The organism is Cryptosporangium phraense (genome assembly GCF_006912135.1).
Taxonomy (GTDB): domain Bacteria; phylum Actinomycetota; class Actinomycetes; order Mycobacteriales; family Cryptosporangiaceae; genus Cryptosporangium; species Cryptosporangium phraense.
The window spans coordinates 216651-243560 of the sequence record NZ_VIRS01000010.1 but is presented as its reverse complement, the minus strand read 5'-3'; the positions used below and the strand labels follow the sequence as shown (position 1 = coordinate 243560).

Below are 26910 nucleotides of genomic sequence, written 5' to 3'. Positions count from 1 at the left end.
GCGGACCGAGCGCCGACCGAGCGCGCAGCGCAGCGGGGTCCTGCCCGCGGCGCGGGCCCGGTGCGGGTCGGGCGCGCGGTGGGGCTCCCGTTCGGGCGCGGTCGGGCGCGGGGCGCGCGTCGGGCGCGGTCGGCATCGGTTGCGCGGGATACGTAGGCGTGGTTGGCCAGGACCCGCATCGGCCGGATCCTCGGCCGGCGGGCCCGGCTCCGGGCCTGGCCGACGCGGGCCCGCGGGCGGCCGGTCCCGGCGGCGTGGATGGCATCGCGGCCGGTTGGAACCGCGGCGCGTCTCCGGTCTGGCCAGCGGCGAGCGCGAGGGCTGGCCGGCCTCGGCGGCCCGGTGGATCGTGGCGCTCGACCCGCCGCGTGACCGGCCCGGACCGGGGTCGTCGGGCTCTGCGGTGGCGCCTTCCGGCGGCTGTTCTGATCGATCTCTTCGACACGCGCTCGCGGCATGCTGATGCGCCCCAACCACGGTCGAGTCGACCGACAAGCCCCCTAGGCCGGGACGACCCGCGCCCACGTGCCGTCGCACTGCGGCCCCGGAACGGGCCGTAGGCGGTCCCCCGCGGCCCATGCCTCTTCGGCCGGGCCCCACGGCCGGTCGGTCCTCACCCACCACCGGCTCCCGTCACCGCCCGGCCGCCCCCAGACGCGACCCGCCCGCCCCAGACGAGACCGCCGGCCCACCCGGCACCCCGGCACCCCCGGCACCCCCGGCCGAGTCCCGGGCCCGGGTAGTGCCGCCGCCCGTCCGCGCACGTCGAGCAGGCCGGCCGTCGTGCGAAGGGCGCCGACGAGATGCGCCCCGCCACCGCCATGAACGTCGGCGTCGACGTCAGGCAGAACGTGCACCGACCGGCCACCGCCGGAGTCCCACGGACGAGCCCGGACGTCCGAAGCGCGCCGACCTGCCGCGGCCGAGCACCGCATCCGCCGGGTCGGACATCCCTCCGATCGTCCACTCCAGACCCACTAATGCCTAGTGATCCTATAGGTATTGACTAGTTACACCTCCGCTCCTTAGCGTGAGGTTCGTGACGCCGAAAGCAACAGCGCTGGCTGCGCTCTTCACCGCGGGGACGCTGCTGCTCAGCGCCTGCACCTCCGACAGCGACGCCTCCCAGGGCGGATCGGGGGGAACGCTGACGTTCGCGGTCGGCTCCGACGCCGGCTGCGTCGACCCTCAACAAGTCGGCAGCAACGACACGATCTACTCGGTCCGCCAACTCGTCGACTCACTGACCGATCAGGACCCGCAGACCGGGAAGATCGTCCCCTGGCTGGCCGAGAAGTGGGACGTCAGCCCGGACTCCACCACGTTCACGTTCCACTTACGCAAGGGCGTGACGTTCAGCGACGGCACGCCGCTGACCGCGCAGGTCGTCAAGGACAACTTCGAGGCGGTGCCGAACCTCGGCGCGCTGGCGGTGCTGGCCCAGGGCTACCTGGCCGGCGTCAAGGACATCACCGCGGTCGACGCTCAGACCGTGAAGATCGCGTTCGCGCAGCCCAACGCCCAGTTCCTGCAGGCCACGGCGACCCACTCGCTCGGCATCCTCTCCGACGCCAGCGTGAAGAAGACGCCCGAGCAGCGGTGCAGCGACGGCGTCGTCGGCTCCGGGCCGTTCGTGCTCGCGAAGTACGTCCCCAACCAGTCGATCACGCTGACCAAACGCACCGGCTACGACTGGGGCTCGTCGCTCTGGAAGAAGGACGGCGAGGCGTACCTCGACACCGTCGTCTTCAAGATCGTCCCCGAGTCCGGCGTCCGGACCGGGAGCCTGCAGTCAGGTCAGGTCGACGCGATCGGCGCGGTCGGCAAGGCCGACGAGGCGGCGCTGAAAGCGGCCGGGGTGCAGCTGATCACCCGGGCGAACCCCGGCGTGGTCTTCCAGCTGGGGCTGAACAACTCCCGGCCGGTGCTGAAGGACCTGAAGGTCCGGCAGGCGATCCTGGCCGCGGTCGACCGGCAGCAGATCGTCGACACGGTCTACCCCAGCGGCACCCAGCCGGCGACGAGCATCCTCTCGCACACGACGCCCGGCTACACGAAACAGCCGGCGCTCGCCTACGACCCGGCCAAGGCCAAGTCCCTCCTGGACGCGGCCGGGTGGCGCGCGGGCAGCGACGGCATCCGGGTCAAGAACGGCGCCCGGCTGACGCTGCACGTGACCTGGTTCGCCAACGCGGCCACCAACCAACCGGCCCTGGAGCTGGTCCAACAGCAACTCAAGGCCGTCGGCATCGACGTCACGCTCAAGCAGGCGCAGATCGCCCAGATCGTGCAGATCCAGAAGGGCGGCAACTTCGACGCGCTCTGGGGCAACGTCACCCGCGCCGACCCCGACATCCTGCGCACCCAGTTCTCGACCAAGCTGCTCAACGCCTACCGGATCCCCGAGGGCCCGCTGCAGACCGTGCTGGCCCAGCAGGCCGCCGCGGCCGACCCGGCCAAGCGCCGGCCGCTCGTCGACCAGGCCCAGAAACTGATCGTCGACAACGCGTACGTCGTCCCGGTGGTCGAGCTGGAGACCGAACTCGGCGTCGCGTCGAAGGTGCAGGACCTGAACTTCGAGGCCTCCAGCCGCATCCAGCTCCACGACACCCGGCTGCGCTGATGCGCCGCTACCTGCTCAAACGTTTCGCCCAGGCGATCGGCGTGCTGTGGGCGGCCTACACGCTCTCGTTCGTGATCCTGGACCTGCTGCCCGGGGACCCGGTGTCGGCGATGGCCGGCGCCGGGTCGGACCAGGCGCCGATCGACCCGGAGCAGATCGCCCGGCTCCAGCACCAGTACGGGTTCGACCAGCCGGTGCCCCTGCAGTACCTCGACTACCTGGGCCACGCGCTGCGGGGCGACTTCGGCACCTCGGTGTCGACCGGTCGCCCGGTCACCGACCTGCTGGCCGAGGCCCTGCCGTCGACGCTGGCCCTGACCGGGTCGGGCCTGCTGCTGGGCACACTGGTGGGCGGGAGCCTGGCGATGGTCGCGACCTGGACCCGGCTGCGCTGGCTGCGCCAGTTCCTGCTGTCGCTGCCGCCGCTCGCGGTCTCGATGCCGATCTTCTGGATCGGGCTGATGCTGGTCGAGGTCTTCTCGTTCCAGCTCGAGCTGCTCCCGGCGTTCGGCAACGACGGGCTGCGCGGGCTGGTGCTCCCGGCCGTCGCACTGTCGATCCCGGTCGGCGCGATCGTCGCCCAGATCCTGGCCAAGAGCCTGCTCACCGCACTGGACCAGCCGTACGTCGAGACCGCGCGGGCCAAGGGCGCCGGCCGGGTGCGTATCCACCTGCGTCACGCGCTGCGCAACGCGTCGCTGCCCGCGCTGACGATCGTCGGGGTGCTGGCCGGGCAGGCGATGGCCAACTCGGTGGTGATCGAGACCGTGTTCTCCCGCAACGGGCTGGGGCGGGTGACCGCGGCCGCCGTCACCGTGCAGGACCTGCCGCTGGTGCAGGGCGTCGTGGTGTTCGGCTCGCTGGTCTTCGTGACCGCGAACCTGCTCGTCGACCTGATCTATCCGCTGCTCGATCCGCGGATCGTGGTGGCGTCGTGAGCCAGACGCTGATCGAGCTCGGGATACCGCTGGAGACGCCCGCCGAGGCACCCGACCGCCGGAACTGGCTCTTCTTCGTGCGGCGGCCCGGGCTGGTGGTCTCGATCCTGGTCGTGATCGCGGTGGTGCTGGCCTCGTTCTGGCCCGGGCTGTTCGCCGCCCAGGACCCGTTGAAGGGCGTTCCCAAGAACCTTTTCCAGGCGCCGAGCGCGGCCCACTGGTTCGGCACCGACGAGCTCGGGCGCGACCTGTTCTCCCGGGTCGTCCACGGTGCGCAGCTCTCGCTCAAGGCGACGCTGATCGCGGTGGCGGTCGCGTTCGTGGTCGGTGGCCTGGTCGGGTTGCTGGCCGGGTTCGTCGGCGGCTGGGTCGAGGACGTGCTGATGCGGATCGTCGACGTGCTGCTCTCGATCCCGGCCCTGTTCCTCTCGCTGGCGCTGGTCACCGCGCTCGGCTACGGCACGGTCAAGGTCGCGGTCGCGGTCGGGCTGGCCAGCGTGGCCGAGTTCGCCCGGGTGATGCGGGCGGAGGTGCTGCGGGTCCGGCAGGCGGTCTACGTCGAGGCGGCCCGCTCGTGCGGTGCGCGCTGGTACTCGGTGCTCGGGCGGCACGTGCTGCCGAACGCGATCGGACCGGTGATGGTGCTGGCCACGCTCACGTTCGGCACGGCGATCCTGGCCGTGTCGTCGCTGAGCTTCCTCGGCTACGGCGCTCCGCCACCGGCTCCGGAGTGGGGCACGCTGATCTCCGGCGGCCGCAACTACCTCGCGAACGCCTGGTGGCTCACCGCGCTGCCCGGGCTGACGATCGCCGCGACCGTCCTGTCGACCAACCGCATCGCGCGGGCGCTGGACGGCGAGTGGGGGCGCCGGTGAGTGCGCTGCTCGAGGTCAGCGGCCTGACGGTCTCCTACCGCACCCGCCGGGGGACGGTGCCCGCCGTCCAGAACGTCGATCTGGACGTCCGGCCGGGCGAGGTCGTCGCGATGGTCGGCGAATCGGGGTCGGGGAAGAGCACGACCGCGCACGCGCTGGTGCGGCTGCTGGCGTCCAACGGGCACATCGACGCGGGCCGGGTGCGCTTCGGCGACGAGGACCTGACGGCGATCTCGGAGCGCGGGCTGCGGGCCGTGCGCGGAGCGCAGATCGGCCTGATCCCCCAGGACCCGTCGGTCTCGCTCAACCCGGTGAAGCGCGTCGGCGAGCAGGTCGCCGAGGTGCTGCGCATCCACCGGCTGGCCGACCGGCGGAAGGCCGCCCTGGACGCGATCGACGTCCTGGAGCGGGCCGGGCTGCCGGAGCCGGCGATGCGGGCCCGGCAGTACCCGCACGAGCTCTCCGGCGGCATGCGCCAGCGGGCGCTGATCGCGGTGGCGATCGCCGCCAACCCCCGGCTGATCATCGCCGACGAACCGACCAGCGCGCTCGACGTCACCGTGCAGCGGGTCATCCTCGACCACCTGCAGCACCTGACCGAACAGGCCGGCACCGCCGTCCTGCTGGTGACGCACGACCTGGGCGTGGCCGCCGACCGGGCGCACCGGATCGTCGTCATGTCGCAGGGCCGGGTGGTGGAGGCCGGGCCGACCGCGGAGATCCTGCGGAACCCGCAGCACGCGTACACGCAGCAATTGCTGGCCAGCGCGCCCAGCCTGGCCACCGCGCACGCCCGGGTGGCGCCGGTTTCCGGGGCGGCCTCCCCGCTCGTCGAGGCCCGGAACCTGGTGAAGGAGTTCCGGCTGCCCGGCGGGCGCACGCTGCGCGCGGTCGACGACGTCAGCTTCACCGTCCAGCGGGGCCGGACGCTCGCGCTGGTCGGCGAGTCCGGCTCGGGCAAGTCGACGACCGCCCGCCTGGTGCTGCGCCTGGCCGACCCGACCGCCGGGAGCGTGGTCTTCGACGGGACCGACGTGACCACCGCCCGGGGCGCGGCGATCCGGGCCCTCCGCCGGCGCGCCCAGCTCGTCTACCAGAACCCCTACGCGTCGCTGGACCCGCGGTTCTCGATCGAGGAGGTCGTGGCCGAGCCGCTGCGCGTCTTCCGGGTGGGCGACCGGGCCGCCCGGGTGCGGAACCTGCTCGAACGCGTCGCGCTGCCGGCGTCGATCGTGGACCGGCGCCCGGCCGAGCTCTCCGGTGGCCAGCGCCAGCGGGTCGCGATCGCCCGGGCGCTGGCCCTCTCCCCCGACCTGGTCGTCTGCGACGAGCCGGTGTCGGCACTCGACGTCTCGGTGCAGTCCCAGGTGCTCGACCTGCTCGTCGAGCTGCAGGCCGCCACCGGCGTCGCCTATCTGTTCATCTCGCACGACCTGGCCGTGGTCCGGCAGATCGCGCACGAGGTCGCGGTGATGCAGGACGGCCGCATCGTCGAGACCGGGACGACGTCGGAGCTGTTCGAGCGGCCCGGGCACGAATACACGAAGCAGCTGCTGGCCGCGATCCCCGGCCGCGGATACGTGGGAGCGTGATCACCAGTGGTCGCGGTGCACGACCTCGTCGAGCGGGCGGCGGGCGGGACGGCTCCAGCGTCCCCGGGCCGGGTAGCCGAGCGGGATCAGCGCCATCGTCAGCGCGTCGTCGGGCAGGCCCAGCAGCGCACGGACCTCGTCCTCGTGGGCGACGTGGAACGTCGTCAGCGTGCTGCCGATGCCGTAGGCCCGGGCGGCCAGTTGCAGTTGCTGCACGGCGCCGTAGATCGACGCGCCGAGCCGCGGGTCGGTCGACCCGGCCGCGTTGCGCAAGACCGGGATCACCCAGACCGGTGCCTCGTGGAGGTGTTCGGCCAGATACTCGGTGGCCCGGTAGGAAGCCGGGCTGAGTCCGCTGGTGCCGGGTCGACCGTTGAGGATCTCGTCCCGGCGTGGGCCGTAGGCGCGTTGCCAGCCCTCCCGGTACCACCCGGCGATCGGTTCTTTGATCGCCGGATCGGTGACCACGACCCAGCCCCAGGCCTGCCGGTTCCCGCCGGACGGCCCGCGGATCGCGGCGTCCAGGATCGCGTCCAGGACGTCGTCGGGGATCGGTTCGCCGGACAGGTACCGGCGCGACGGGGTGGTGTGGAGCGCTTCGAGGACCGGCAGTTGATCGGGTGCCATACCCAGTTATCCTATGGGAGATAAAGGATGCTGTTCGGATTCGTGATCGGTCCGACCGATCCGGGCGCGCTGCGCGCGCAGGCCCGCTGGGCGCAGGCGCAAGGTTTCAACGTCCTCTTTCTGGACGACGAGCCGGGCGCGCCGCGCGGGCTCGATCCGCTGGAGAGCGCCGCGTACGCCGGTGCCGTGACCGAGACCATCGGCCTGGTCGCGACGGCGGCGGCGACCCATGCCGAGCCGTTCCACCTCTCGAACCGCTTCTCCGCCCTGGACTGGGGCACGCGGGGCCGGGCCGGGTGGCTGGTCACGGTGGATCCGTCGGCGTCCAGGGCCTCGGCGTACTCGGCGTCGGTGCCGGCCTCCGGGCCGGCGGCCCGGCGCGAGGCCGACGCGGTCGTGGACGCGGCCCGGCGGCTCTGGGACTCCTGGGAGGACGGTGCGCTGATCGCCGACTCGACGACCGGCCGCTTCCTCGACCGCGACCGGCTGCACTACGTCGACGCCGGGGGCGAGCTGTTCCGGATCCGCGGGCCGGCGCTGATGCCGCGACCGCCGCAGGGCCAGGTCCCCGTGTTCGCCCGGGATCCGCTGGTGGAGGCCGACGTCCGGGTGGTCCGGACACCCCAGCCGGGGGCCTTCGTCGAGCTCGAGCCGTCCTCGGACTTGCCCGGGCCGGGCGTCGGCGGGGTTCTGCTCCGGCCGGCTCCGGGGCTCGAAGCCAGGCTGGCCGAGCTGCGGGCCTCCGGGACGCTGGTCCCGCCCCGCCCCGGCCGGACGCTGCGTGACCAGCTGGGCCTGCTCCGGCCGGCCGGCCGATACACGGAGGCACGGTCGTGAGGCGGCTGCACCTGAACGCGTTCTTCCCGTTCGGCCCGATCTACGTCTGGGACGAGCTGGAACGCCCCGAGCAGTACTACGAGTTCGACGGCTTCGCCCAGCTCGCCCGCACCGCCGAGCGCGGCCTGTTCACCGGCGTCTTCCTGGGCGACAGCCAGCGGCTGCGCGAGCACCTGGGCCGGATCACCGATACCGCGGTGACCGGGCGGCCCGACCAGCTCGTGCTCTTCTCGTACCTGGCCGCGCTGACCGAGAAGATCGGCTTCGTCGCGACGCTCAACACGACGTTCAACGACCCGATAGACCTGGCCCGCCGCCTGGCCACCGTCCACACGCTGAGCCACGGCCGGGCCGGCTGGAACGTCGTCACGACCGACAACGCCTGGACCGGCGAGAACTTCCGGCGCGGGAACTACCTCGACCACACCCACCGCTACGAGCACGCGCTGGCGCACCTGCGCACGGTCCAGGCCTACTGGGACGAGGAGCTGGGGAGCGCGAGCCATCCGGTGCTGTTCCAGGCCGGCGAGTCGGACGAGGGCCGCGACTTCGCCGCCCGGCACGCCGAGGCGATCTTCTCCCGCTACCTCGACTACGACCAGGCGTCGGCGTTCGCCGCGGATCTGACCGCCCGGCTGGGCCGCGTCGGCCGTCCCCGCAGCGACCTGGCGATCTTCCCGGGCGCGAAGATCACGCTCGGCGACACCCGGGCCGAGGCCGAGGAGAAGGCCGCCGAGTTCGAGCGGCGGACCTGGACCGACCGGCGGATCCGTGCGGTGCTGGAGAGCGTCTGGTCGCGCGATCTCTCCGCGTACGACGTCGACGGGCCGCTGCCGGACGTCGGCCCGGCCGACCCCGAGCAGACCGTGACGCACGGCGTCGTCAACAGCCGCGACCAGCCGCTCCGTACCGTCGGCGCCTGGCGGACGCTGGCTGCCGAACGCGGCTACACGATCCGCGGACTCGTCGCCCACCTCAGCCGGACGGCCCAGTTCGTCGGGACGCCCGGCGAGGTCGCCGACCGGCTGGCCCACTACGTCCGGACGGGGGCGATCGACGGGCTCAACCTGGTGCCGAACGCGGTCCCGACCGGCTTCGACGAGGTCGTCGAACGCTTGGTGCCGGAACTGCAGGACCGCGGCATCTATCCGGCCGAGTACGCCGGCTCGACGCTCCGCGACAACCTCGGGCTCCCCGCTCCGGTGGCCCACCGAATTCCGACGGAGGCTCGCTCGTGAGGTTCCTGACCATCACGCTGATCGTGCACACGCCAGAGACCAAGTCCACTCACGAGCGGTTCCAGGAGGTCGTCGACAACGCGCTACTGGCCGAGGAACTCGGCTTCGACGGGTTCGGCGTCGGCGAGCGGCACGAGCGCCCGTTCATCTCGTCGGCCCCGACCGTGGTGCTCAGCCACTTGGCCGCGCGGACGAGCCGGATCCGCCTGTTCACCGGCGTCACGACGCTGTCGCTGCTGGACCCGGTCCGGGCGTTCGAGGACTACGCGACGCTCGACCACCTCTCCGGCGGCCGGCTGGAGCTGATCATCGGCAAGGGCAACGGCGCCGCCCAGCGCGAGCTGTTCCACGTCACGCCCGAGGACCAGTGGGACCGCAACGCCGAGTCGTACGAGGTGTTCCGGCGGCTGTGGCAGCACAACAAGATCACCTACGACACGAAGTTCCGGCCGCCGCTGCTGGACGCCGAGGTGTGGCCGCAGCCCTACCAGCACCCGATCCGGATCTGGCACGGATCGGCGACCAGCCGCGAGTCGGTGGACCTGGCCGCCCGCTACGGCGACCCGCTGTTCTCGGCCAACGTCACGAACCCGATCGAGCCGTACGCCGAGCTGATCCGCTACTACCGGGAGCGGTGGGAGCACTACGGCCACGACTCGGCGGCGATCGCGGTCGGCGCCGGCACGGCGGGCTACTACGCGGCCCGGACGTCCCAGGAGGCCCTCGCGGTCTACCGGCCGGTCTTCGAGAACCAGCTGGAGTTCCAGCGCAAGCTGGGGATGCAGCCGGTGTTCCCGACGCTGGAGGACTTCGCCGAGCGCTCGTCGGCGCTGATCGGCAGCCCGGCCCAGGTGATCGAGAAGGTGCACCGCTACCACGAGCAGTTCGGACACACGGTCATGCACCTGCGCGCCGACGCGTCGGGCCTCACCGACGCCCAGCACCGGGAGAGCCTGGAGCTGTTCCAGTCCGACATCGCCCCGGTCCTGCGCCGGGAGATCCCCGACCCGCCCTGGGGCTGGGGCGGCGGCCCGGTCGCCGGCTGATCGAGCGGGCCGTACCGTGGTCCGGGTGGAAACGGGGTACCGGCGGTCCGCGGACTCGCCCAAGGGGCGGCAGCGCCGGGCCGAGCTACTCGACCTGGTCACCGGCGACCTGGCCGAGCACGGGCTCGTCGACTTCTCGCTCCGCCGCGCGGCTCGGGCCGCCGGCACCACGCACAAGGTCCTGCTCTACTACTTCCGCGACGCCGACGAACTGCTCGCTCAGGCGCTCCTGCGGCTGCGCGAGCAGCGCGTCGGCCACGCCCTCCAGGCCGTCGAAGCCGCGCCGCCCGGCCCGCTCGGCGACCGGATCCGCGCGATCTGGCCGATGCTCCAGGCGGACGCCACCGGGCTGCGCGTGATCGACCAGGCGATCGGGCTGGCGATGTACGACCCGGACCGGTACGCCCACCTCGCCCGCGAGGCCGCCGAACAGTACCTGGCCCCGCTGGCCGGGCTGCTACCCGCGGATTGGAGTGCACAGCGCCGCGAGGAGGTCGCCGACCTACTGCTCGCGACGTTCCGCGGTTTCCTCATGGACTGGCGGACGACGGCCGACACGGCCCGCATCCGGCCCGCGCTGGAGGCGCTCGCCCGGGCTCTGGACCATGAGGACGCCGACCGTCCGTAGACACAATGGGAACCACGTGGTTCACTTTTTCCATGGACGCCTCGCTCCGGGCGGAAGTCCGGTTCCCCAGCGGCAACGACACCTGCGCGGCCTGGAAGTACCCGGGGACCAACGGGGCCTGCGTCGTGATGGCTGCCGGCTACGGCGTCACCAAGGAGCCCGGCACCGATCGCTTCGCCGCCGCGTTCCGCGCCGCCGGCTACACCGTGGTGGCGTTCGACTTCCGCAACTTCGGGGGCAGCGGCGGCCGACCGCGCCAGGTCGGCCGGGTCTCCGGGCAGCTCGACGACTTCGCCGCCGCGGTGGCGTTCGCCCGGACGCTGCCCGAAGTGGACCCGGATCGGATCGCTGTCTGGGGGTTCTCGCTGGCCGGAGGCCACGTGTTCCGGCTCGCCGCGGCGCTGCCCGGCCTCGCGGCGGCGATCGCGCAGACGCCCAACGCCGACGGCCTGGCCGCGACCCGGAACGCCGGCCGGTACACCACCGGCCGGGCGCTGGCCCGCGTCACCGGCCGGGGTGTCTTCGACCTGCTCGGCGGGCTCGCCGGACGTCCGCCGCGGCTGCTGCCGCTGACCGGGGCGCCGGGGTCCGTGGCGATGCTGTCCACTCCGGACGCGCTCGGCGGTGACGCCGCGCTCGATCCGGACGGCGCCTACGCGGACTGGCCGCGGACGATCGCCGCCCGCGCGGTGCTCAGCCTGCCCGCCTACCGGCCGGGACGTGCCGCCGCCCGCGCCCGGTGCCCGTTACTGGTCGTGGTTGCCGACGACGACCGCACCGCGCTCGCCGGGCCCGCCGTCGCCGCGGCCGGCCGGGCGCCCGACGCCGAGCTCGTCCGGGTGCCGGGTGGTCACTACGCCCCGTTCCTCGACCAGCACGACACCGTCGTCGCCGCCGAGCTCTCGTTCCTCTCCCGGCGGGTCTCCGGTCGTCCCACCGGCCCGGCGACCGGCCCCACCAGCGGCGGGCACAGCGGCTGAGCACGGCCGGCTCGGCCAGGTCGATTCGGACGGCGATCTCGGCCGGCGGGAGGTCGTTGTCGGTCAGCAGCGCGTCGGCGCGCTCCCGCCTCCGATGCCCGAACCGGACCGTCGCCCCGAAGGTCTCGGCGTAGCCGGCACCCGGAGGAGATGAGCGGCGGCTCACTGACGAGAAAGGACCACTGCGCCCACCGTCCCGGGCCGCCGCCCGGCGCGCCAGGAACGGGACGGCGCCCCGCCCGTTCGGGCAGGGCGCCGTCCCGGGCGATCACTTGGGCATCAGAACCGTGTCGACGAGGTACACCGTCGCGTTCGCGGTCTGCACGTTCCCGCACACGACCTTCGAGTCGCCGTTCACCGTGAAGTCCTCACCACTCCCGCTGACCGTCACGTCGCCACCCTGCAGCGACTTGAACGGGCCGGCCGTGCCGAGCTGGTCGGGCGTCACCTTCTGGCCGATCACGTGGTAGGTCAGGATCTTCGTCAGCATGTCCTTGTCGGCCAGCACGGCCTTGAGCTGAGCCGGCGGGATCTTGGCGAACGCGTCGTTGGTCGGCGCGAACACCGTGATGTTCTTGGCCCCGTTCAGCGTGTCGACCAGACCGGCCGTCTTCACGGCGGTCACCAGCGTCGAGAGCACCGGGTTGTTGCTGGCCGCGGTGGCCACCGGGTCCTGAGCCATGCCGGAGAAGCTGCCCGCTCCGGAGGCCGGCACGGCCGAGCAGGCGGCACCGAACGGCTGGTCCATGGCCGCCGACGAGGTCATCTCGCTGGCCGACGGAGCCGGGGCGGCCGCCGACGTCGCACTGCTGGAGGCGGTGTCCGAGTCATTCCCGCCGCACGCCGCCAGGCTGAGCGCGAGCAGTGAGGCCGCGGTGACTCCGAGTAGCCGAGTACGGATGCGCGTCATGGCGATGTCCTTCCGGTTGATGGGAACTACGAGACGGTGACGACGACCGAGTGCCAGCCCGTCGCGCCGTCGGGGAACGGTTTCTCTCGTGCTTCCGGCTGGGTGGCGCCGGTGCGGTCGGTCGCCCGGACCTCGAGCGTGTGCCGGCCGGGGTCCGCGTCCCACTCCCAGCGCCACTGGCGCCAGGTGTCGACGGACGGGACCGCTGCGAGGTCGGCGGCGTTCCAGGCGCCGCCGTCCACGCGAACTTCGACCTTCTCGACGCCGCGGTGCTGGGCCCAGGCCACACCGGCCACCGCGAGGCGTCCGGCCGTGGCGTTCGCCAGGGGCCGCGGGGTGTCGATCCGGGAGAAGGTCTTGATCGGGGCCTCCCGCTTCCAGCCGCGCTTCACCCAGTAGGGCGCGACGTCGGAGAAGCGGGTGAGCTCCAGGTCGACCAGCCATTTGGTGGCCGACACGTACCCGTAGAGACCGGGCACGAGCATGCGGACGGGATACCCCCGCTGGAGCGGCAGCGGTTCGCCGTTCATGCCGACCGCCAGCATCGCGTCCCGTCCGTCCCGGACGACGGCCGTCGGGGTCCCGCAGGTCCACCCGTCGACCGAGGTGCTCAGGAGTTGATCGGCGTCGTCGGCCGGCCCGGCCTCGTCCAGCAGGTCCTTCAGGCGGACGCCGAGCCAGCGGGCGGTTCCGGCCAGGTCGCCGCCGACCTCGTTGGAGACGCAGGACAGCGTGATCACCCGCTCGATCAGGTCCCGCTCCAGCAGGTCCTGGTAGGTGAGGGTCAGCGGGTGGCGCACCCGGCCGTGGATCCGGAGCCGGTACTCGTCGATCGACACCTGCGGGACGACGAGTGCGGTGTCGACCCGGTAGAAGTCGCGCGGCGGCGTCAAGAACGGCGTCAGGTCGGGGAGTTTCAGGTCGGCGCCGGCCGGCAGGGCGGGCGCGGGGTCGGCCGGGGCCGGGAGCGTGATGCCGCGGCGCTCGGCGCCGACGTCACGCAGGCTGGTCAGGAACCGGCCCACTCCGCCGAGCGCGGCCGACGCGGCCACCACCGAGGTGGTGACGGCCAGAAACCCCCGCCGATCCAGCCCGGGCCGGCGCACCGGCGGCGTGTCGCGCGCCGACGCCCGGTCCTGAGGCTGGTCCTGGAGCCGGGCCCGGGGCCGGCTCCGATGGCGGGGCGCGGGCCGGGCCGCGCCGGCCGCCGCAGCCGGAACTCCTGCCGAAGCCGCCGGGCGGGGCACCGCCCGCAGTAGGAACACGATCACGCCGACCGCGGCCACCGTGCCGAGCACCGACGGCACGGCCGAGACCACGCTCGCCGCCGGCCGGCTCAGCGCCGCCACCGCCCCGAGCGCCCCGAACACGACGACCCCACCCACGCCGATCCACCGCCGGGACAGCGCCGCCACCCCGACCCCGACCGCGAACAGGGCCAGCAGCACGAACACCCCGGCGAGCAGGGCCTCCTTGTCGTGCTGACCGAACGTCCGGATGCCGAAGTCCTTGACCGGCCGCGGAACCGCGTCGATCACGGCCAGCCCCACGGCGACCACGGGCGACGACCCGCGACCGACGAGCGCCGCGACCGGTTCGGCCACCCCGAGGGCAGCCCCGGCCGCGGCCACCCCGATCAGGGCGCCGTATCCGAGTCGCTCAGTCCGTGTCACAGCAGGGATTCGGAGCGACCGTGCGACCGGATTGGTCGATCCGGGGAAATCTTTGAACGGATGGCCGGGATGTCGGCTCACGGCCCCGATGACCAATCCGCCGGGCTTACCGCTCCGAATTACCGGTGACCGCACTGTTCAGCCCCGAGGAGGCCCGGCCGGATGAACCGCTCGAGAAGGTCGGCGGCCGAACCCGCGGAGGCGCCGCGCGACGACGTCGCCGCGCTGCTCACGCAGGCCGGACGGGGTGACGACACGGCGTTCGAGAACCTCTACGACGCGGTTTCTCCCCGCGTGTACGGGCTGGTGCTCCGCGTGGTCCGCGACCCGGCCCAGGCCGAGGAGGTCACCCAGGAGGTCCTCGTCGAGATCTGGCGCACCTCACCCCGGTTCGATCCGGCGCGCGGGTCGGCGTCGAACTGGATCCTGACGCTGGCCCACCGCCGGGCGGTCGACTGGGTGCGCAGCACCCAGGCCGCGGCCGCCCGCGACCACCGCGACGCGTCGGCGCAGACCCCGGACTACGACGTGGTCGCCGAGACCGTCGACGGCCGGCTCGAACGTCAGCAGGTGCTCCGCTGCCTCCGCGGCCTGACCGACGTGCAACGCGAGGCCATCGAGCTGGCCTACTACGGCGGCCGCAGCTACCGCGAGGTGGCCGAGAGCCTCGACCTGCCCCTGCCCACCGTCAAGACCCGGATGCGGGACGCCCTCATCCGGCTGCGCGACTGCCTCGGAGTGTCCCGATGACCTCGAACCTGAACGGCCACCTCGACCAGCTCCTCGGCGTCTACGCGCTGAACGCGCTCGACGACGTCGAACGCGCAACCGTCGAGAGGCATCTCCGGATCTGCCCGACCTGCGCGGACGAGGCGGCCGAGCTCGTCGCCACCACCGCCCGTCTCGGGAGCGCGGAGCGTGCGACCCCTCCGGCGGACCTCCGCGGCCGGGTCCTGGCCTCGGCCCGTCGCACCCCGCAGCAGCACGGCCGCCCGGCGGCCCGGGCGAACCCGGCGGCCGCGCGCTGGAGACGGGGCCTGGTGGCCGGGGCCGCGGCCGTCGTGCTCGGGGGCTCGGTCGGTGGCACCTGGTGGGCCCAGCAGGACCGGATCGCCGACGAACACGCGCGGGTGGTGGCGGCCGAGCAGGAGAACGCGACGATGCGCGCGGTGCTCGCCGCCGCCGACGCCCGGCTCCGGGTCGCGCCCGACGTGCCCTCCGGGCGGCTGACCGCGGTCTACTCGCCGTCGCAGCGGACCGCGGTGGTCACGTTCGGCGGCCTCGGGGACGTCCCGGCGGACCGGACCTACCAGCTGTGGCGCCTGGCCGGCGGAACCCCGGAGTCGCTCGGGGCGCTCCCGGTGGGCAGCCGGGAGGGCACGCTGGTCGTCCGCGACCTCGGGGCCACCGACCGGGTCGCGGTCAGCGTCGAGCGGGCCGGCGGCTCGCGGACCCCGTCGAACGTCTTCGCGGCCGTGGCGATGGCCTGACCGGACGCGGGCCGTAGCCTGGTGCCCGTGTCCGCCCGGAGCATCGCCGCCCGCATGGCCGCCGCCGCCGAGCGTTGGCTGACCAGTCTCGACGACGCCCAGCGGGCCGACGCGATGCTGCCGTGGCCGTCGGAGGACGAGCGTCACCGCTGGTACTACACGCCGGTCGACCACGGTGGCCTGCCCCTGGGCCGGATGCGCCCGGCCCAGCAGAGCCTCGCGCACCAGCTGCTCGCGACCGGGCTGTCCCGGGCCGGGTACGTCACCGCGGCGACGGTGATCGGCCTGGAGAACGTCCTGGACCACGACGAGGGCTGGCGGGTGCGGGCGAACCGCGAGCGCGGGCGCGACCCGCTGCTCTACTGGGCCCGGGTCTTCGGCGACCCGGCCGGCGACGGGCCCTGGGCCTGGCGCTTCGGTGGCCACCACCTCTCCGTCCACCACCTGGTCGTCGACGGGGAGGTGCAGGCCAGCTCGCCGTGCTTCCTCGGGGCCAACCCGGCGTCGTCGCCGCTGCTCGGCGGGCACCTGCTACGGCCGCTGGGCGCCGCCGAGGACCTGGCCCGGGGCCTCGTGCACTCGCTGGACGCGGAGCAGCGGGCGCACGCCGTCCTCGGCCCGCACGCCCCGGACGACATCCTCAGCGGCGAAGACCCCCGCGCCCGGGTGGAGCTGGCCGGCCTGCCCGCCACCGACCTCGACGGAGCCCAGCGCGAGCGGCTGCGCGCCCTGCTCGACGTCTACCTCGGGCGCATCCCGGAGGCGCTGGCCGATCGCGAAGCGGCCAAGTACGCCGGCGACCGCCTCGGCGCCGTGCACTTCGCCTGGGCCGGCGGCCTCGAGGCCGGGCAGCCGCACTACTACCGGCTCCAGGGGCCCCGCTTACTCGTCGAGTACGACAACACCCAGCGGGACGCCAGCCACATCCACTCGGTCTGGCGCGACCCCGAGGGCGACTTCGGCGACGACGTGCTCGCCCGCCACCGGGCGACGTACCACTAGGAGGGGCCGTGCCCGATCTCGGGACGTATCTGCAGCTCGCGGCCGACCGGATCGCCGACTGGCAGGCCGAGTTCGGCCCGTACCGTCCGCATCCGTCGCTGGACGTGACCGCGGAGGACATGAAGGCCGCGACCGACCGCCTCCACGAACGGCTCCGCGACAACTACCCGTTCTTCCACCCCCGCTACATCGGGCAGATGCTCAAGCCGCCGCACCCGGCCGCGGTCGTCGGGTACGTCAGCGCGATGCTGATCAACCCCAACAACCACGCGCTGGACGGCGGCCCGGCCACCGCGCAGATGGAGAAGGAGGTCGTGGCCGAGCTGGCCGCGATGTTCGGGCTCGACCCCCACGTCGGGCACCTGACCAGCAGCGGGACGATCGCCAACCTCGAGGCGCTGTTCGTGGCCCGGGAGACCCACCCCGGCAAGGCGATCGCGTACAGCACCGACGCCCACTACACCCACGGGCGGATGGGCCACGTGCTCGGCGTCGAGATGGTGGCCGTTCCGACCACCGCGGACGGGACCATGGACCTGGACGCGCTCGAGACCGAACTGCGCACCGGGCGCATCGGCACGGTCGTCGCGACCACCGGCACGACCGGGCTCGGCGCCGTCGATCCGGTTCACGAGATCGTCGCACTGGGCCGCCGGTACGGCGTCCGCATACACGTGGACGCGGCCTACGGCGGGTTCTTCCGGCTGATCGCGGACGACACCCCGGACGGGGTGGCGGCGGCGCCGTTCGTCGCCATCGGCGACTGTGACTCGGTCGTCATCGACCCGCACAAGCACGGCCTGCAGCCCTACGGGTGCGGCGCGGTCCTGTTCCGCGACCCCGCGGTGGTCCGGCACTACCGGCACGACTCCCCGTACACCTACTTCACCTCCGACGACCTGCACCTGGGTGAGATCTCGCTGGAGTGCTCGCGGGCCGGCGCGGCCGCGGCCGCGCTCTGGCTCACGCTGCGGTTGCTTCCGCTCACTCCGGACGGGCTGGGAGCCGCACTCCGGCCGGGCCGGCGGGCCGCGCTGGCCTGGGCCGGGCTGATCGCGGCGAGCGAGGAGCTCACCGTGTACCAGCCGCCGCAGCTCGACATCCTCACGTACTTCCCGGCCCTCGGCAGTCTTTCGCGTATCGATGCGGCCAGCGCGAGGGTGTTGGATCGCGGTATGCGGCTGCCCCCCGACGAGGCGGTGTTCGTCGCGACGTACACGGCCGACGCCGCGGGCATCGCCGCCCGCGGGCACCGGCCCGAGGCCGACGTGCCGCAGGCCCGGATCCTGCGCAGCGTCCTCATGAAGCCGGAGATCGAGGATCAGGTACCGGACCTGCACGAACGGATCCGGGCGTTGCTCGCCTAGAACGCTCAACTCGGCGGCCGGCCCGACGATGGATGTCGTGACGGGGCGGGAGCGGCCATGGTGAGAAGGCGTCTGATCGTCGGCGCGCCGTTGTTCGCCGTGCCTGTGCTCCTGATTCCGTACCTCAACGGCGACGACCTCTCGACGCTCGGCCTGCTCAGCTTCGCGATCGCGGACGCGATCGGGATAGTCGGCATCGTGGCCGGTCTCGTGCTCTACCGGCCGCGGTTCCTCGCGCCCTGGCTGTGCCTGATCGCGGTCTGCGCCTGCCAGGTCGCCGGCGACGTCGCGGTCACGGTCGGGGGCCTCATCGATGCGGCCGGCCTGCTGTTCCTCCCGCGCTATCCGCTGCATCTGCTGGCGCTGCTGCTGTGGGCCCGCCGCCGGCACCCGGGCCGGGACGCGGCCACCTGGCTCGACCTCTCGATCGTCGCGGTCGCGCTCGCGCTGACGTCCTGGGTCTTCCTGGTCTCGCCCCAGCTCGCGGCCGGTGACCAGCGCGGCTGGACCACCGGCACCACGATCGCCTACCCAGCGATGGAGCTGCTCACGATCTCCCTCGGACTGCGCATCTGGGTCGGGGCCCGCGAGCGCAGCCCGGCGATGTACCTGCTCGGCGGCATGTTCCTGGTGTACCTGACCGCCGACGTCCTGTACTCGACGCTGACGGTGTCCGGTGAGGCGTCGGTGTCCGACCTCTGGAACACCGTGTTCATGCTGGCCGGCCCGCTGATCGCGGCCGCGGCGCTGCACCCGTCGATGGCCCGGCTGGGCGAGCGGGTGCCCGATCAGGCCCGCCCGGTGACCGGCCGGCGGCTGGTCGTGCTCGCGGTCGTGGCCGCGGTGCCGCCCGGCGTCCTGTTCGTGCAGCACTTCCGCGGTGCCGACCTGCACGTCCCGTCGATCGCCGCGGCCTGCGCGGTGCTGACGTCGCTGGTGCTGACCCGGATGTGGTTGCTGGTCATCGAACAGCGCTGGATCGCGGTGACCGACGGCCTGACCGGCCTGCGGACCCGTCGGCGGTTCGAGGAGGAGCTGACCGTGCAGTGCGACCGCTCCCGCAGCGTCGGCGTGATGCTCCTCGACGTCGATCACTTCAAGCAGGTCAACGACGTCTACGGGCATCAGGCCGGCGACGCCGTGCTGAGCGAGCTGGCGCACCGCCTGACGACGTCGGTCCGGGCCGGCGACCTGGTCGCCCGCTACGGCGGCGAGGAGTTCGCGGTGCTGATGGGCTCGACCGACCTCGACACCGCGGCGGCGATCGCCGAACGGACCCGGCGCGCGGTCGCCGACCACCCGTTCCGGCTGCCCGGCAACGTCGAGCTGCCGATCACGATCTCGATCGGCATCGCGATCTGGGACGACGGCCCGGTCGCCGACGCCCCGACCGACCTGCTGCGGGAGGCCGACCGTCGCCTCTACAAGGCCAAGGCCGACGGGCGGAACCTCGTGGTGAGCCGCTAGCCGAAGAGGCCTTGGTCGTCGAGGCCGAGCTCTCGCAGTAACGCGCGGGTGTGCTGGCCCAGTTTGGGCACGTCGCCCATGGGTGCTTCGACGTCGGCGAACGTCACCGGGGGGAGCAGCGCGTCGACCTCGGCGTGCTCGGTGCCCACCCGTCGCCAGCGGTTCCGTTCGCGCAGCTGGGGGTGGTGCACCACGTCGTCGAGCTCCCGGATCTCGGCCGCCGGCACGCCGGCCGCGGCCAGGCGGTCGTCCAGCTCGGCCGTCGACCAGCGGCGGGTCAGGTCCGCGACCGCCGCGTCGCATGCGGCGCGATGCGTCACCCGGTCGACGTTGGTGACGAACCGGGGATCGTCGGCCAGTTCCGGCGCGTCGAGGACCGCGGTCACCAGCGTCCGCCACCCGGAGTCGTTCTGGACGCCGATCAGGATCTGCCCGTCGGCGGTGGGATAGGCATCGTAGGGGGCGATCGCCGGGTGGCTCAGGCCCATCCGGGCCGGCTGCGCGCCGGTGTGCATCGACGTGTACAGCGGATACCCCATCCACTCGACGGTCGCCTCCAGCATCGACACGTCGACGGTGGCGCCCTCGCCGGTGCGGCCCCGGCGGACCAGCGCGGCCAGTACCGCCTGCACGCAGTACATGCCGGCGGCGATGTCCGAGGTCGGGATGCCGGTCTTCACCGGCGTGCCCGGGGTTCCGGTGATCGAGATCAGGCCGGCCTCGGCCTGCACGAGCATGTCGTAGGCCTTGCGCTGCTCGAACGGCCCGCCGGTCCCGTACCCGGAGAGGTTCACCGTGATCAGTTCCGGGCGTTCCGCCCGGAGGTCGGCCGAGCCGAGCCCGAGCCGGGCGGCCGCGCCCGGGGCCAGGTTCTGCACGAACACGTCCGCCCGGTCGATGATCTTTCGGACGATCGCCCGCCCCTCGTCCGTCTTCAGGTCGACGGCCAGCGACTCCTTGCCGCGGTTGAGCCAGACGAAGTGCGCGCCGGTGCCGTGCACGACGTGGTCGTAATCCCGGGCGAAGTCCCCGCGCCCGGGCCGCTCTATCTTGATCACCCGGGCGCCGAGGTCGGCCAGATGGCGGGTGGCCAGCGGAGCCGCCACGGCCTGCTCGAGCGCGACGACCGTGACGCCGTCCAGCGGTTGTGTCATACCCGGACGGTACGTTGGCCGGCATGGCGTCGATCGACCGCGGATCCTGCACGATCGGCCGGGTGCTGAACGCGATCGGCGACAAATGGAGCTTGCGTCTGCTGTGCGAGGCCGCCCTGAACGGGGTCGAGCGGTTCAGCGATTTCCAGGCGATTCTCGGGGTGGCCCCGGATGTGCTGGGTCAGCGTCTCAACAAGTTGGTGGAGGAGGGGTTGCTGGTCAAGCAGCCGTATCGGGAGCCGGGGCAGCGGACGCGGTTTCTGTACACGTTGACGCCGGCGGCGAGGGAGTTGCGGTTGGCGTTGGCGGCGCTCCAGCAGTGGGGGGAGGTTCACCGGCCTGCCGGCGGGGTGGTTCTGACCGAGGTCGGGCGGACGATGGGGTCGGATCGGGCGGTGCAGGTCGCGTTCGTGGATGACGTGGGGGATGTCGTGGACCCGGAGAAGATCGAGTACCGCTACTCGGTTTGACGCCCCCGGCGCCGGGCGCAGCGCGCCGGGCGCGGGCCGCGCGGACTCGTAGGAACACCTCCAGGGTCTGGATAACCGGCCGCCGCGCCACCGGCGGCAGTCATCGCATCGTTGGGCGCGCCCGAGGGCGCCCAACGCCGACGGCAGGAACGGCCGGGCCGCCATCGGCGGCGCTCGCGAGCCGGGTGCCCGGAGGCTGACATCAGCGGACCTACGCGTCGGTCGGGCGGTTCCACGACAGCACCCGGCCGGACGTCTGCTGGCGGATCTCGTCGTCAGCCGTGAGCGTCCGGTACGAGAACAGCACGGCGGCGCGGTCGGGCCTCGAGGACGACGGCGTGATCTCGTCGATCCTGGACTCGGCTCGGAGGCGATCTCCGGGGCGGGTGGCCGTGGGCCAGGCCAGCGTGATCGTCGAACCGATCACCCCGCAGGCCAGCGGCACCGACTCGGTGAAGAGCCGCATCGTCACGGCCGCGGTCAGCCATCCGCTCGACGCCAGCCCGCCGAAGAACGTGTCTCGCGCCCGTTCCGGATCCACGTGAAACAACTGCGGGTCGTAGCGGGACGCGAATTCGACGATCTCCGATTCGGTCAGCGAGTAATCGTCACTACGAAACGTCTGGCCGACCGACAAATCGTTCAGCCAGAGGCCGTCGGGGCGGGTCGGGCCGGGTGCGCTGGAACTCACCGGCCAATAATGCACCCCCGCTCCGCTGGCTTCATAAATCCATGTCAGACATATTCGCTCATTGTTATTTGAAGCCCCCGACAATTACGGCTAGCTTTCGTCGCGCCGAAGTGAGGAGGCGCACGGTGAGCAAGACGCAGCAGCAGAAGGCCGACGAGTTGGCCGCCCTGAACCGGGCCGGCACCTACGTGCTGCCGAACGCGTGGGACGTCGGGAGCGCGGTCCTGACCGCGAACACCGGCGCGCTCGTCATCGCGACGACGAGCGCCGGGGTGTCGTGGGGCCGGGGAGTCCCCGACGGGCAGCACCTGACCCGCGAAGCCGCCCTGGACGTCGTCCGGGACATCGCCGCGGCGGTCGACCTTCCGGTGAGCGCGGACGTCGAGAGCGGGTACGGCCCGGGCCCGTCCGACGTCGCCGAGACCGCCCGCGGGGTCGTCGCGGCCGGGGCCGTCGGGATCAACCTCGAGGACAGCGGGAACCCCGACGGCGGGCTGTTCGACGACGGCGCGCAGGCCGCCCGGATCCGGGCCGCGCGGGAGGCGGCGGCCGCCGCCGGACTCCCGAATCTGCAGATCAACGCCCGGACCGACGTGTACCTGGCCGGCATCGGCGCGCCCGAGGGCCGGTACGACGAGACGCTGCGCCGGGCGCGGGCCTACGCCGACGCGGGCGCGGACACGCTCTTCGTGCCGGGCCTCACCGACCTGGACGTGATCGCGACGCTGGTGGCCGACGCCCCGATCCCGGTGAATGTGATGGCCGGGCCGGGCGCGCCGAGCGTCGGGGAGCTGGCGAAGGCCGGGGTCCGCCGGGTAAGCCTGGGGGCGTCGGTCGCGTTCGCGGCCTACTCGCTCGTCGTGCGGGCGACCCGCGAGGTCCTTCACGAGGGCACCTACGAGGCACTGAGTGAGGTGGAGCCGTGGACCGTGATCAACGGCGGCTTCCCCAGCCGGTGACCGACGGCGACCTGCGGTGGGCCGGCCAGCGCGTCGACGCGATCGCGCCCGGCACGCTGCCCGGTCTGGCCGGCCTGAACAACCTGGTCCGCAGCGTCCGGACCCCCGAGTTCGAGGGCGTGACGTTCCACGAGGTGCTCACCAAGAGCGCGCTCAACCACGTCCCGGCCACGGCCTCGATGCTGCCCGGCGAGTGGACGATCAACCCGTACCGGGGCTGCACGCACGCCTGCACGTACTGCTTCGCGCGCCCGTCGCACGAGCACCTCGGCCTGAATCTCGGCGCCGATTTCGAGCGGCAGCTCGTCGTCAAGATCAACGTCGGCGAGGTGCTGCGGCGGGAACTCGCGACGAAGCGGGTGCTGCCCGAACGGGTCGCGTTCGGGACCAGCACGGATCCGTACCAGCGGGCCGAAGGCCGCTACGCGCTGATGCCGTCGCTGATCGACGCGCTGGCCGGGGCCCGGATCCCGTTCTCGATCCTGACCAAGGGGGCCGTCGTCCGGCGCGACCTCGACCGGCTGGCCGCCGCGGCCGAACGGCTGAACGTCGAGCTGGGCCTGTCGATCCCGTTCCTCGACGAGACGTTGGAGCCGGGCGCGCCGCCGACCGTGGCGCGGCTGGCGACGCTGCGGGCGATGCGCGACGCGGGGTTCGCCCCGACCGTGTTCCTGGCGCCGATCCTGCCGCACCTCACCGACGGCGACGACCAGCTCGACGCGATGGTCGGCGCGCTCGCGGAGGCCGGCGCGGCGCACGTCCTGCCGACGCCGCTGTACCTGATCCGCGGGGTCAAGGAGCTGTTCCTGAGCTGGCTGGCCCGCACGCATCCCGACCTGGTCGGCACGTACGAGGAGCTGTACGCGCGCGGCTCGCGGACGCCCCCGGCCTACCGCGAGCTCGTCCGGGCCCGGGTCGAGCGGGCCCTGCGCCGGCACGGCCTGCCGGTCCCGGACGAGTCCACCGAGGACAAGTTCGCGCTGCTGGGCAAGCGGGCGGCCCCACCCCCGCCGGCCCAATCCACGCTGTTCTAGATGAGTGATTCCGAAGTTCAGTGGTCGTAGGCGATCAGGGATCGGGTGACCGGTTGGCCGGTGTGGTCGTTGTGCCAGATCGCGGCGGTCAGCGCGAGGAGGCGTTGGGCGACGCGGACGCAGACGCCGGCCGGGATCAGCAGCTGGAGGCCGTGGTCGGTGAGTTGGTGTGCGAACTCGCGGCGTTGGTAGCCCTTGTCGGCCAGGATCCACTGTCCCGGCAGGCCGGCCGGGGTGCAGATCAGGTGCAGGCGCAGGCCCCAGAACCAGCGGGAATGTGACGCGCAGTAGCCGTATTGGGCGTAGCCGGCTAGGTCGGAGCGGTGGACGGTCTCGCGGGAGGTGCCGCAGCCGACCGGAGTGGAGTCGGCCAGCCACACGTCGTCGTGCCAGAACGTGGTGTCACGGGCCAGGTCACGCATGACGCGGGTCAGCAGTGCTCCGGCGGCGCGCAGGCGTTTGTTGTAGCCGGGTTGGCGGGGCAGGGCGGGGAACATGCCGGGCAGGCGCTTGGTGATCAGCCGCAGCCAGCGACGTTCGGAGACGACCTGCAGGAGGGCCTGCGCGACGGCGGCGGTCAGCAGTTCCGCGTCGGAGAGCACCGGCGGGCGTCCGGTCGCGCGACGGCGGGGCACACGATCGTCGATCCATACGTACAGTGCGGTCAGGAGGGGTGTCGAGGTCTGGGCTCACACGCAGACCAACGGCACCCTCCGCCGCATGTCACGGGCCAGAACGCGCCGCCACGCCGTTAGGAATCACTCATCTAGACGCTGACGGCCGGCTCCGGCTCGGCCTCCACCCGACGCGGCGCCGCCCGGAACACCACGTAGATCTCCCCGGCCAGCAGCGTCAGCCACACCGCACCATTAGTGCCACCGAGCAGCCAATCCTCGCTCATGATCGTCGGGATCACGGCGATCGCGCCGATCGTCCACCACGCGGCCGGGAGGACACCGTCCCGGCGGCGGCGCAGCGCGTGCCACAGCAGCAGCAACACCCCCGCGACGAACGCCAGCGCCCCGAACACCCCACCGCGCCGGAACGCGCCCACGAACGCGTTGTCGGTGTTCAACTGCACCCGCGGCCCGTTCACCGGCGCACCGTCGTTCAGCCTGGTCACCACCGCCCGGGACGTCCGCGCATCCCCGAACAGCTTCTCGGCCACACCGGCGTTCTCCCAGTCGACCCAGACCTGCTTCCACGTGTCGGTCCGCCCGCTGGTGACCGCGGCCGCCGTGCTCGAGGGCGGCTTCGCCGAATCCTCGAAGCGATTCCTGGTCAACTTCCCGGACGCCTGCGAGTACACGACGACCAGCCCGATCACCAGGAACGGCGTCAGCACCGCGAGCCACCGTCGCCGGTAGGAAGGCAGGTCGGGCCGCAGGCGCCAGAGCGTCAGCAGGCCGTGCAGGCAGGCCGCGCCGAACGCGAAGATCAGCCCGGTGCGGGAGTTGCTCATCCCCAGCAGCACCCCGGCCACGGCCAGCACCGACAGCCGCTGCCAGAGCGCGAACGCGCGGTCGGGCGCGACCCGGATCGCCGAGATCACGGCCAGCCCGGCCAGCGCATTCGGCTGGTAGTAGACGCCCAGGCCGCCCCAGAACCGGTCGCGCATCAGCTGCGCCGAGCCGCTGCCCGGCGGGATCTGACGCACCGAGTCGAACAGCGACCCCGACCCGGCCAGCAGCAGCACCGCGATCGCGACCAGCACCGCGGCCGCGATGCCGACGCTCGGATCCCGGTCGCCGGCGCGCACGATCGCGATCAGCACCAGCGCGGCCAGCACGAAGATGCCCGCGTAGGCCAGGCGCTGGATGCCGACCGTCCAATGTCCCACCAGCAGCGCCCCGACCACCCCGAGCGGCCAGTACGCGATGCCGGTCCAGGCCGCGCCGACCCGCGGCAGCTGCCGCAACCCCTCGAGCCACGGCCGGCTCCACAGCAGGAAACACAGGCCGCCGGCGGCCAGCACGCCCCAGATGAAGATCGGTCGGTCGGTCGACGTCCAGGTCAGGATGCCGGCCGCGACGAACGTGCCCCCGACCACGGCGCTGCGCGCCGTCGTGCCCGGAAGGGAGATCGCGAGACAGGCGACGGCGAGGGCGATCACCGCGGCGACCGCCGCCTCCAGGGCCTCGGGGACGCTGTCGACGCGGACGTATTCGACGACGGCGGCCGCCACGACGAGGACAGCCGCGACCAGCGCCCCGATCCGGGCGGAGAGCGTGTGGATCATCGGGCCGTGGCCCGTCCGTTCGCGCCCCGCGGTTCACCGACGGTGTCCGCCCCCAGAACACCCGGTTCGCCGACGGCCGGCGGACGACCGATGGCCCGGTCGCGCAGCACCCGCCGCAGCCCGGCCGGCAGCAACCACACTTGGAAATACGTGACGAAGTCGATCACTCCGGGCCTTCCGTGCTTTATCGCCTCACCGAGCAGGCCGAAGAATACCCGCGGGCTCCGGCTCGTCGCGGCCATCGACGCGACGACGCTCATCGCCAGCGCGGCGTAGGCCCGGGGCGTGACGCGCTGGCGGGTCTCCTTGAGCCACTCGATCGACTGCCGCCACGGCGCCTCCGAGCTGACCCGCTTCCGGTTCTCGTCCGCGTACCAGATGACCAGCGGTTGATCGGCGTACACCAGACCGCTGCCGGGGAGCTCCAGGCAGCGCAGGCTCCAGTCGAGCTCCTGGGCCCGGCGCACGCCGAGCGTGAACGGCACGCGGCGCAGCAACGACGTCGGCGCCATGATCGTCGACGTCTGGATGAAGCCCTCGCCGTGGAAGAGCCCGCGGCGGACCGTCAGGTACTCGCTCGGGGGCTCGCCCTCGCGAGGCAGACGACGGGGCAGCACCGTGTCGGCGCGCGGGGTGCGCAGGTACAACCGGCAGGCGACGACCGGCAGCTCGTAGGGCGACGCCTCGGCCGCCTCCAGCTGGCGGGTGAGCTTCTCCGGGAGCCACTCGTCGTCGTCGTCGAGGAACGCGGTCCACTCCCCCGCGGCGCGCTGGGCGCCGACGTTGCGGGCGTTCTGGGCGCCCCCGGACTCCTCCAGCTCGATCGTCCTTAACCGCGAGTCCCGGACGAGGGCGAGCGCCTCCCGGGTCGACGGATCGGGGCCGTCGACGACGACGATGACCTCGAGGTCCCGGAGTGTCTGTTCCAACGCGCTGCGGACCGCTCGCACAACGAGGTCGGGCCGGTTGCGGGTGGGGATGACGACACTCACCTGGGGACTACGCACGACGCCCAATCTCAATCGAGCCAGAGAGCTGGCGGTAACACCGTCACCGTCGTGAATCAAGGG

The 26910-nt window shown here is 72.8% G+C and carries 25 protein-coding genes; 17 read left to right on the top strand and 8 right to left on the bottom strand.

The features are described from left to right. Positions 1-1039: 1039 nt before the first annotated feature. From FL583_RS16850 to FL583_RS16835, 4 genes are read left to right on the top strand one after another with little or no spacing between them, the layout of a single operon-like run. Positions 1040-2623: an ABC transporter substrate-binding protein gene (locus FL583_RS16850; protein ID WP_205752200.1), complete on the top strand. Its 1584-nt coding sequence runs from the start codon at positions 1040-1042 to the stop codon at positions 2621-2623. Further along, positions 2623-3561 (top strand): ABC transporter permease, encoded by a 939-nt coding sequence (locus FL583_RS16845; RefSeq protein ID WP_142705600.1) that lies wholly within the window; start codon positions 2623-2625, stop codon positions 3559-3561. The genes FL583_RS16850 and FL583_RS16845 overlap by 1 nt, the downstream gene beginning before the upstream one ends. Continuing rightward, positions 3558-4436: an ABC transporter permease gene (locus tag FL583_RS16840; RefSeq protein WP_142705599.1), complete on the top strand. Its 879-nt coding sequence runs from the start codon at positions 3558-3560 to the stop codon at positions 4434-4436. Before FL583_RS16845 ends, FL583_RS16840 begins: the two co-directional genes overlap by 4 nt. Next, positions 4433-6028: a dipeptide ABC transporter ATP-binding protein gene (locus FL583_RS16835; protein WP_240746716.1), complete on the top strand. Its 1596-nt coding sequence runs from the start codon at positions 4433-4435 to the stop codon at positions 6026-6028. The genes FL583_RS16840 and FL583_RS16835 overlap by 4 nt, the downstream gene beginning before the upstream one ends. Here the strand turns inward: FL583_RS16835 and FL583_RS16830 are convergent, their stop codons facing one another. Continuing rightward, the gene (locus FL583_RS16830; protein WP_142705597.1) at positions 6029-6655 is read right to left on the bottom strand and encodes a nitroreductase family protein; all 627 of its coding nucleotides are present in this window, start codon (positions 6653-6655) and stop codon (positions 6029-6031) included. A gap of 27 nt (positions 6656-6682) precedes the next feature. Between FL583_RS16830 and FL583_RS16825 the strand changes: the two genes are divergently transcribed. From FL583_RS16825 to FL583_RS16805, 5 genes are read left to right on the top strand one after another with little or no spacing between them, the layout of a single operon-like run. Next, complete coding sequence (locus FL583_RS16825; protein WP_142705596.1) at positions 6683-7492, top strand: LLM class flavin-dependent oxidoreductase; 810 nt, start codon at positions 6683-6685, stop codon at positions 7490-7492. Continuing rightward, complete coding sequence (locus FL583_RS16820) at positions 7489-8730, top strand: LLM class flavin-dependent oxidoreductase (RefSeq protein ID WP_240746715.1); 1242 nt, start codon at positions 7489-7491, stop codon at positions 8728-8730. Before FL583_RS16825 ends, FL583_RS16820 begins: the two co-directional genes overlap by 4 nt. After that, a complete protein-coding gene (locus FL583_RS16815) occupies positions 8727-9776 on the top strand; it encodes an LLM class flavin-dependent oxidoreductase (protein WP_142705594.1) in 1050 nt (349 codons plus the stop codon). Before FL583_RS16820 ends, FL583_RS16815 begins: the two co-directional genes overlap by 4 nt. A 25-nt stretch (positions 9777-9801) precedes the next feature. Next, the gene (locus FL583_RS16810) at positions 9802-10404 is read left to right on the top strand and encodes a TetR/AcrR family transcriptional regulator (RefSeq protein ID WP_205752199.1); all 603 of its coding nucleotides are present in this window, start codon (positions 9802-9804) and stop codon (positions 10402-10404) included. Positions 10405-10436: 32 nt separating this feature from the next. Further along, positions 10437-11384, top strand: a complete 948-nt coding sequence (locus FL583_RS16805; protein WP_142705592.1) for an alpha/beta fold hydrolase — start codon at positions 10437-10439, stop codon at positions 11382-11384. 268 nt (positions 11385-11652) lie between these two features. Here FL583_RS16805 and FL583_RS16800 read toward each other — a convergent pair whose 3' ends face one another. Both FL583_RS16800 and FL583_RS16795 read right to left on the bottom strand, forming a co-directional pair. After that, complete coding sequence (locus FL583_RS16800) at positions 11653-12300, bottom strand: fasciclin domain-containing protein (protein ID WP_420843150.1); 648 nt, start codon at positions 12298-12300, stop codon at positions 11653-11655. 20 nt (positions 12301-12320) lie between these two features. Continuing rightward, the gene (locus FL583_RS16795) at positions 12321-13967 is read right to left on the bottom strand and encodes a molybdopterin-dependent oxidoreductase (protein ID WP_142705590.1); all 1647 of its coding nucleotides are present in this window, start codon (positions 13965-13967) and stop codon (positions 12321-12323) included. A gap of 162 nt (positions 13968-14129) precedes the next feature. On the opposite strand from FL583_RS16795, the gene sigK reads away from it, so the two are divergent. The 5 genes from sigK to FL583_RS16770 are packed head-to-tail and all read left to right on the top strand — an operon-like array spanning position 14130 to position 19293. Beyond that, positions 14130-14717, top strand: coding sequence for an ECF RNA polymerase sigma factor SigK (sigK, locus tag FL583_RS16790; RefSeq protein WP_142705589.1), 588 nt, complete (start codon positions 14130-14132; stop codon positions 14715-14717). Continuing rightward, positions 14714-15457 (top strand): anti-sigma factor, encoded by a 744-nt coding sequence (locus FL583_RS16785; RefSeq protein ID WP_142705588.1) that lies wholly within the window; start codon positions 14714-14716, stop codon positions 15455-15457. Before sigK ends, FL583_RS16785 begins: the two co-directional genes overlap by 4 nt. A gap of 21 nt (positions 15458-15478) precedes the next feature. After that, positions 15479-16459 (top strand): DUF3500 domain-containing protein, encoded by a 981-nt coding sequence (locus FL583_RS16780; protein ID WP_420843148.1) that lies wholly within the window; start codon positions 15479-15481, stop codon positions 16457-16459. Between the two features lie 8 nt (positions 16460-16467). Then, entirely contained in the window at positions 16468-17826 is a 1359-nt protein-coding gene (locus FL583_RS16775; protein ID WP_205752197.1) for a pyridoxal phosphate-dependent decarboxylase family protein, read from the top strand. Between the two features lie 57 nt (positions 17827-17883). After that, positions 17884-19293: a GGDEF domain-containing protein gene (locus FL583_RS16770; protein ID WP_142705587.1), complete on the top strand. Its 1410-nt coding sequence runs from the start codon at positions 17884-17886 to the stop codon at positions 19291-19293. On the opposite strand, the gene FL583_RS16765 is transcribed toward FL583_RS16770, so the two are convergent. After that, complete coding sequence (locus tag FL583_RS16765) at positions 19290-20447, bottom strand: CaiB/BaiF CoA transferase family protein (protein ID WP_142705586.1); 1158 nt, start codon at positions 20445-20447, stop codon at positions 19290-19292. The two genes, FL583_RS16770 and FL583_RS16765, sit on opposite strands and share 4 nt — an antisense overlap. A gap of 23 nt (positions 20448-20470) precedes the next feature. Between FL583_RS16765 and FL583_RS16760 the strand changes: the two genes are divergently transcribed. Next, a complete protein-coding gene (locus FL583_RS16760) occupies positions 20471-20917 on the top strand; it encodes a winged helix-turn-helix transcriptional regulator (protein WP_142705585.1) in 447 nt (148 codons plus the stop codon). Positions 20918-21128: 211 nt separating this feature from the next. Here the strand turns inward: FL583_RS16760 and FL583_RS16755 are convergent, their stop codons facing one another. Continuing rightward, positions 21129-21608, bottom strand: coding sequence for a MaoC/PaaZ C-terminal domain-containing protein (locus FL583_RS16755; RefSeq protein ID WP_142705584.1), 480 nt, complete (start codon positions 21606-21608; stop codon positions 21129-21131). Positions 21609-21733: 125 nt separating this feature from the next. Here FL583_RS16755 and FL583_RS16750 point away from each other — a divergent pair, with 125 nt between their 5' ends. Together FL583_RS16750 and FL583_RS16745 are read left to right on the top strand one after the other, a co-directional pair. Beyond that, entirely contained in the window at positions 21734-22567 is an 834-nt protein-coding gene (locus FL583_RS16750) for an isocitrate lyase/PEP mutase family protein (RefSeq protein WP_240746714.1), read from the top strand. Continuing rightward, complete coding sequence (locus tag FL583_RS16745; RefSeq protein ID WP_205752196.1) at positions 22531-23601, top strand: radical SAM protein; 1071 nt, start codon at positions 22531-22533, stop codon at positions 23599-23601. The genes FL583_RS16750 and FL583_RS16745 overlap by 37 nt, the downstream gene beginning before the upstream one ends. 17 nt (positions 23602-23618) lie before the next feature. On the opposite strand, the gene FL583_RS16740 is transcribed toward FL583_RS16745, so the two are convergent. From FL583_RS16740 to FL583_RS16730, 3 genes are all read right to left on the bottom strand, one after another. Next, entirely contained in the window at positions 23619-24269 is a 651-nt protein-coding gene (locus tag FL583_RS16740; protein WP_142705582.1) for an IS982 family transposase, read from the bottom strand. 98 nt (positions 24270-24367) lie between these two features. After that, a complete protein-coding gene (locus tag FL583_RS16735) occupies positions 24368-25840 on the bottom strand; it encodes an O-antigen ligase family protein (RefSeq protein ID WP_142705581.1) in 1473 nt (490 codons plus the stop codon). Further along, a complete protein-coding gene (locus FL583_RS16730) occupies positions 25837-26847 on the bottom strand; it encodes a glycosyltransferase family 2 protein (RefSeq protein ID WP_205752195.1) in 1011 nt (336 codons plus the stop codon). The genes FL583_RS16735 and FL583_RS16730 overlap by 4 nt, the downstream gene beginning before the upstream one ends. Positions 26848-26910 lie beyond the last annotated feature (63 nt).

Bases quoted from the DNA above. Each gene is read 5' to 3' on its own strand.
- FL583_RS16845 (WP_142705600.1), top strand. From the start codon at position 2,623: ATGCGCCGCTACCTGCTCAAACGTTTCGCCCAGGCGATCGGCGTGCTG.
- FL583_RS16830 (WP_142705597.1), bottom strand. From the start codon at position 6,655: ATGGCACCCGATCAACTGCCGGTCCTCGAAGCGCTCCACACCACCCCG.
- FL583_RS16825 (WP_142705596.1), top strand. From the start codon at position 6,683: ATGCTGTTCGGATTCGTGATCGGTCCGACCGATCCGGGCGCGCTGCGC.
- FL583_RS16805 (WP_142705592.1), top strand. From the start codon at position 10,437: ATGGACGCCTCGCTCCGGGCGGAAGTCCGGTTCCCCAGCGGCAACGAC.
- sigK (WP_142705589.1), top strand. From the start codon at position 14,130: ATGAACCGCTCGAGAAGGTCGGCGGCCGAACCCGCGGAGGCGCCGCGC.
- FL583_RS16785 (WP_142705588.1), top strand. From the start codon at position 14,714: ATGACCTCGAACCTGAACGGCCACCTCGACCAGCTCCTCGGCGTCTAC.
- FL583_RS16770 (WP_142705587.1), top strand. From the start codon at position 17,884: ATGGTGAGAAGGCGTCTGATCGTCGGCGCGCCGTTGTTCGCCGTGCCT.
- FL583_RS16765 (WP_142705586.1), bottom strand. From the start codon at position 20,447: ATGACACAACCGCTGGACGGCGTCACGGTCGTCGCGCTCGAGCAGGCC.
- FL583_RS16760 (WP_142705585.1), top strand. From the start codon at position 20,471: ATGGCGTCGATCGACCGCGGATCCTGCACGATCGGCCGGGTGCTGAAC.
- FL583_RS16735 (WP_142705581.1), bottom strand. From the start codon at position 25,840: ATGATCCACACGCTCTCCGCCCGGATCGGGGCGCTGGTCGCGGCTGTC.